The sequence below is a fragment of the Phaeobacter sp. CAU 1743 genome (genome assembly GCF_039839315.1).
GTDB lineage: Bacteria > Pseudomonadota > Alphaproteobacteria > Rhodobacterales > Rhodobacteraceae > Phycobacter > Phycobacter gallaeciensis_A.
This window is the reverse complement of record NZ_JBDOQR010000128.1, coordinates 1-5,478: the sequence shown is the minus strand read 5'-3', so window position 1 is coordinate 5,478 and position 5,478 is coordinate 1. Positions and strand designations below refer to the sequence as shown.

Genomic DNA, 5,478 nt, shown 5'->3' with positions numbered 1-5,478 from the left:
ACTGGAAGTATAGGTATTCTTGGTCATGGCGTGATCTCCCTGGCGGTTGCCGCCGCCGGTTGGGTGGGTGGATGTTCACCCGGAGATTACGCCGCCTTCAAATTTCCACCAACTCCGAGACACGACCAGATTCCTCATCGCCGTTAGAACAGCGCTCTCCATGCCCTCCAACCAACAGGTCAATCGTTCGCTCAAAGAACCAGAAGCACGCAGCCCCCCTGCCCCGCCCATGGCGAGCGGTGCAAAGATGGCTCCGCTTCCGTCGCTTGCCGCGATCCTGGACGCGGTGACGGCGGCTTCCATCTGGTCGCCGTGTTGCCCAAGGCCCGCCAGGCTCCAGAGATGAAAGCCCATGCAAGCCCGCGTGATTGGATGTAAGTCGCCCGAAGCTGCCATGACATCCAGCCAACCGCCCGCGCGATCTTCGAAACGCTCTGCGCTGTCTTGAATGTTCTCGGGATCGCGGCGATCTAGGAAAGCAGCCAAGTCAACCTTCGGTCCGGGACCGCCTGTCAGGCGTCGAACAGCCCATCCAACTCTTGCCAGGGCATTGGGGTCATCCTGTGCGCCTGACAACCGCATCGATACCCAGAGCGCTAGGCGATCAGAACTCACCCGATCCCCGGCTAACCAGCTCAGGTCGGCCGCCTCAATCAAAGCGAGCCGTTGCCGCCAGCCTTCCGGGCCGCGCAGCAGCCGGTCATCCAGAGCTCCCAGGCGTGCTGCCACGCGTGCCAGTCGCGCAGCGTGAACGCCTTGTGCCTTTGCCCAATCGTCGATGACAGCAGTGTCGGGCGGTTCCGCCCGCGGGCTGGGAGGCAAATCATCCGGTTCTTCCTCGAGCGGCCCTGGCAGAAACCAGAGACCCTCCTCGTGAGCTGTCGCGTTGCCCTTAAATCTGAGACACGACGCGATGCGCCCGGTTCTTCGCCAGACCCCGGTAGCGGGCTTTGACATGGCCGAACTGGCGCTTGAGGATCCGGAACGGATGCTCAACCTTGGCGCGCACCTTCGCGATGATCCGGTTGATCTGCTCGTCTAGCTCATCCAGCTCACCGCCCTTGGGGGCCTTGCGCATCACACCCCAGAAGGCGTCGCCGTCTTTCGTGAAGGCGGCCTCCCGACCGGCGTGGACATACCCCTTGTCTGCCCAGACGGATGTTTCCTTGCCGTGCAGAAGCTCGTCCCAAACCTGGCTGTCATGGGTCTTGGCTGTGGTCGTCTCCAGGCTGTGGACGATGCCGCTGTCAGCATCCACGCCCACATGGGCTTTCATCCCGAAATACCAGTCATTGCCCTTTTTTGTTGACGACATCTCGGGGTCACGGGCCTTGGACTTGTTCTTCGTCGACGACGGCGCATCGATAATCGTCGCATCAACCAACGTGCCCGAGCGCAGCGTGATGCCCTTGTCAGCAAGGTAGGCGTTCACCTCGGCAAACAGCTTCTCGGTCAGCTGATGCTTCTCCAGCAGGCGCCGGAAGTTGAGGATCGTCGTTTCGTCGGGAATGCGGTCATCGCCAAGCTCGATCCCGGCAAACCGCCGCATCGCCTCGCTATCGTAGAGCATCTCCTCAGCCATCGGATCGCTCAGCGCGTACCAGCTTTGCAGGAAATAGACCCGCAGCATCGTCTCCATCGGCATCGGAGGCCGACCGCCCTTCGGCCCAGCCTTCGGATAGTGCGGCTCGACAAGTGCGAGAAGGCGTAACCACGGCACCACTGCCTCCATCTCGGCGAGGAACTTCTCACGCCGCGTCTGTTTCTTCTTCATCGACTGGCGTAGCGCAGGAAAGGCGGGCTGTTTGGGCATCGGCGGGCATCCTTCAAGGTCCCGCTCAGTCTACCGCAACCCGCTCAGAGCACGAGGTTTTTCAGACTTTCCCTAGATTGGGATTGTCTTGCCGCGTGATGAGTTGAGCCTTTTTTCGTACCTTATGGAAAATGTAGCGCAGCTCAATTATACGAAGCCTGTAAACGCAGGACAGTCTCGCTGATTTTGCTACACAACTTGCTACACAATTTTTTCAAGCCACAGCATCAAGTGAATGTTTTAATTGATAAAAAATGCAACAGGGTCATAGGTAACGGACTGTCTCTCCGCCACTAATTCCCTGATTTGCGACTGTAACACGAAATAGTCAGGGATTGATGATGACCCCAGGCAATAAGTTTCCATTTCCAAAAGCTGTCATACGCTGACGGTATCCGCGCATACCAGACAGGCTATTACCTGTTCCAACACACTTTCGTGGCGATGTAGCGCCACAACGCCCACGGCCAGAATATAACCATTTTGGGGCATCACCGTTGTTGTGATGCAGCAACGCTCGTGCGGTCGTACTGGCTGTCCAGTTGACACATATTAATATTCGAATTCATTGTTCGCGTCAGTTGTTACACTGAAGTTTGCATGCTTCAAAATTAGAATCGACGGAGCATGCTCAAAATGAGATCCATCAATAATTTCTGGAAGCTGGGGACGGTTGCTCCTGCGGCGTTGCTGATACTGACTGCAAGTGCGGCGTCCGCCGATTTACTGCCTGCTGATCCTCTCATCGCAACCAGCGGCGACGGCCTGATCTTCGCGGATCCGGATGAGGGTATCGACCCTCCCGGGGTGAAGGCGGTGACCTTTACCCGGACGCGGGTGCCGGATGGATCTGGCGGGTTCACCTACGTGGATCCATTCGAGCAAATCATCACGGACTTCTCCAACTTGACCTCTCGGGGAGATGTGACCAACTGTCTGATGGCCAGCCAGGACGGCGTCTATTGCGACTCCGCAGGCGGTTCGGGCAAACGTGTCAAAACGCAGCTGACCGGCCCTTCGCCTTTCGACATGCGCATCCGGACCGTTGCCAGCGCAACGTACCCAACCGTCGATTACTTCACTTCGGTAAGACCTCCAACTTCACCGGCGCCCGGATGACCGGCTTCTCTCTTCAGCTCTTGGATGCTAATGGCAATGCGATGGGCACCCTTGCCCCGTCGGACGCTGTTCTGTTCAATCTCAACGCGACGGATATCGGCATTGGTGCAAGGCTGCCAGACGGGCTGTTCGGGGCCGGCGGGCAAGAAGGCGAAATCGGCTTTTTCTCAAGCAGCCGGGCATCACTGGCCTCGACCACTAGCGTTGACGCACTGACCTTCGGCGCCTTGAGCAACACAGAATATCTGGCCAATTTCGGCGACTCCTTCATCGACGACACGATGACGCCGGACGGGCTGTTCTGGGACGACAACAATGATCCGACCGACGAATCTGCTTTGGTGGCATGGAACGATCTCTCTAACGGCGGCTGGACGTATGGCACGCTGGACACCGCTGCCAACATCGACGCGCGCCTGACTGAACTGGCGACAGCACTGGGCGTCAGCGTGGCAGACCTCGGCTATGTTGACGGTGGTCTGGTGCCTGCGGATATCGTCGCCGCGGCGCAGGCCAATGGTCTGTTTGCGGTGGACGAGATCGAAGATCTGCGCAATGCAAATCTGAATTTCACGGTAACGGTGGGCAGCATCGATGACGGTGAGTTCACATTGCGCATTGCACCTCAATTCGCGCCGATCGTTGCCAATGCCACCTCGGCCTACGAGTTCAAGCTTGCCGGGTATCTGGATGGGGCCGCCAATGTGCCCTACCTGGATCTGGGCAATGCGGCGGCCTATCAGACGGCGATCGCCGACATGCTGGCCATGACCGCCGCTCAGCGCAGCATTGCACTGACCAGCACCGGCTACAGCTTTGCGCCCGCTTTCGCCAACCTTGGCTTTGAAGTATCCCGCGGGCAAGTCGATGCGATCTTTGCCATTCCGTCGCAAAGCGTGACCGGCGCCGAGGGCAGCGTCACCCGCAACAGTAGCTTTGACACCTGGCACATGGGAGAAGGCTGGACCGGGTTGTTCTCGCTGAACGGCAGTCAGGCCACTTATGATCCCACAGCAACCTCGGTCGGCTATGATGTCGATATTGCATCGCTGTCGCTCGGCCTTGAGAAACAGCTGAACGCAAACACGGCCTGGGGTGCTGTCCTGGGGGTCGCCGACGGCAGCGCAGACGCGCAGAACGGCCTGGGCGGGGTGGACTCCAGCAGTGTTTCGTTGACGGCCTATGGTCGCTTCGGGTTCGGCAATGGCGGCATGATCAAGGCCCTGGTCGGCTATCAGGACAGCTCCTACGACTCGAGCCGCAATGTGCTTGGGCAGACAGCAACGGGCAGCACCGATGGCACGCAGGTCTTTGGCGCCTTGCAAGCCGAGTACATGCAGGAGGTTGGTGCGTTGCGTTGGGGGCCGCTGGCCTCGGTGGAATACTATGACATGTCCGTTGACGCCTTCAACGAAACCGGCGCCGGCGCCTGGAACCTGAACGTCGATGGCCTGTCCAGCGACATCGTTCTCGGGTCGGTCGGTTTCCGCGGTGAGTACGATCTTGCTGGGTCCCAGGGGCTCACCACTCTTACCGGTGGCCTGGAATACACCTTTGCATCGGGCAGTGACTTCGCCGTACTCAGCGGGTTTATCGGCCTGCCGGGTGCCACACTGCCGGTCCAGGGGCTTGATGACGACTGGGTTGACGTCAAGCTGGGCTTTGAAACGCAGCTGGCGTCCAGCGCATCCAGCGGGTCTGTTTTCTATGGCGGCTACACTGGGTCGATTGGTAGCGACTACGAGAGCCACAGACTGCAAGTCGGCCTGAACTACGAATTCTAAACGTCGCCCTTTGGGCAAAGCGCGGGCCTGACGCCTTTCCGGTGTCAGGCCCGTTTTCATTGATGTTCCGGGCCTGAAGAAATGCTGTTGCACCCCGGCCGACGTGGGCTGCAGTAGCTGCCCCAAATTAGGCAGTCAGGTCCGCTGTCACGTCACTGACAGTTCCCACAATAAGCCCCCCCGGAGAGAAACAGACAGACTGGCGCGGTCAGCCGCCATGTCGATCCCCAGTCGAATCCCCCCGGGTTACTGCCCCCTTTTCTCCACCTCAGGAGAGGGTGAGCAGCCATTTCTGCGGCCACTGCCGCGGGACACACCTCCCTGTTTCCGGGCGTCGATCACGCACGAATGCTGCGCCTCAACACCTTGCAACCTCAGCTTAAGTATGGACAGCATGCCTCTGTATTCACTCAACAATAAACTGATCAATGTTTGGGCTCTCCCGCCTCAACCTAGCCGCGTTGGGCCCAAAACACGCAACAGGCTTGATCGGTGAAGCATTAGCCGCCAACATGATCCGTAATGCATTCCAAAAGGAGAATACCGCTACGTATGACAGTTTGAGCTCACCGCCGGGACAGGTCGGGAGTTCGGTAATGCAACAGGGAGATCAAAATGAAATTCACAAGACTATTTGTAAGCGCCGTCTCAACCCCACATTGCTGCTAATGGCTTCGGCTGCGATGTGATCTCCATCTCATGATGGGGAGTGCGTTTCGCAATGTGCGCTACAAATTCGTTTCTCAAATCTCTGGGCGTCGA

Annotated in this window: 3 protein-coding genes and 1 pseudogene; 2 read left to right on the top strand and 2 right to left on the bottom strand. The window is 58.5% G+C overall.

The window, feature by feature from the left end:
- Nucleotides 1-126 precede the first annotated feature (126 nt).
- Nucleotides 127-915: pseudogene (locus tag AAFO90_RS23795) on the bottom strand (hypothetical protein); the annotation flags it as partial.
- Nucleotides 893-1,813, bottom strand: a complete 921-nt coding sequence (locus AAFO90_RS23790) for an IS5 family transposase (RefSeq protein WP_347511034.1) — start codon at nucleotides 1,811-1,813, stop codon at nucleotides 893-895. The gene AAFO90_RS23790 and the pseudogene AAFO90_RS23795, both read right to left, overlap by 23 nt.
- A gap of 627 nt (nucleotides 1,814-2,440) precedes the next feature.
- Between AAFO90_RS23790 and AAFO90_RS23785 the strand changes: the two genes are divergently transcribed.
- Nucleotides 2,441-2,932, top strand: coding sequence for a choice-of-anchor F family protein (locus AAFO90_RS23785; RefSeq protein ID WP_347511033.1), 492 nt, complete (start codon nucleotides 2,441-2,443; stop codon nucleotides 2,930-2,932).
- Nucleotides 2,929-4,716 (top strand): choice-of-anchor F family protein, encoded by a 1,788-nt coding sequence (locus AAFO90_RS23780; RefSeq protein WP_347511032.1) that lies wholly within the window; start codon nucleotides 2,929-2,931, stop codon nucleotides 4,714-4,716. The genes AAFO90_RS23785 and AAFO90_RS23780 overlap by 4 nt, the downstream gene beginning before the upstream one ends.
- Nucleotides 4,717-5,478 lie beyond the last annotated feature (762 nt).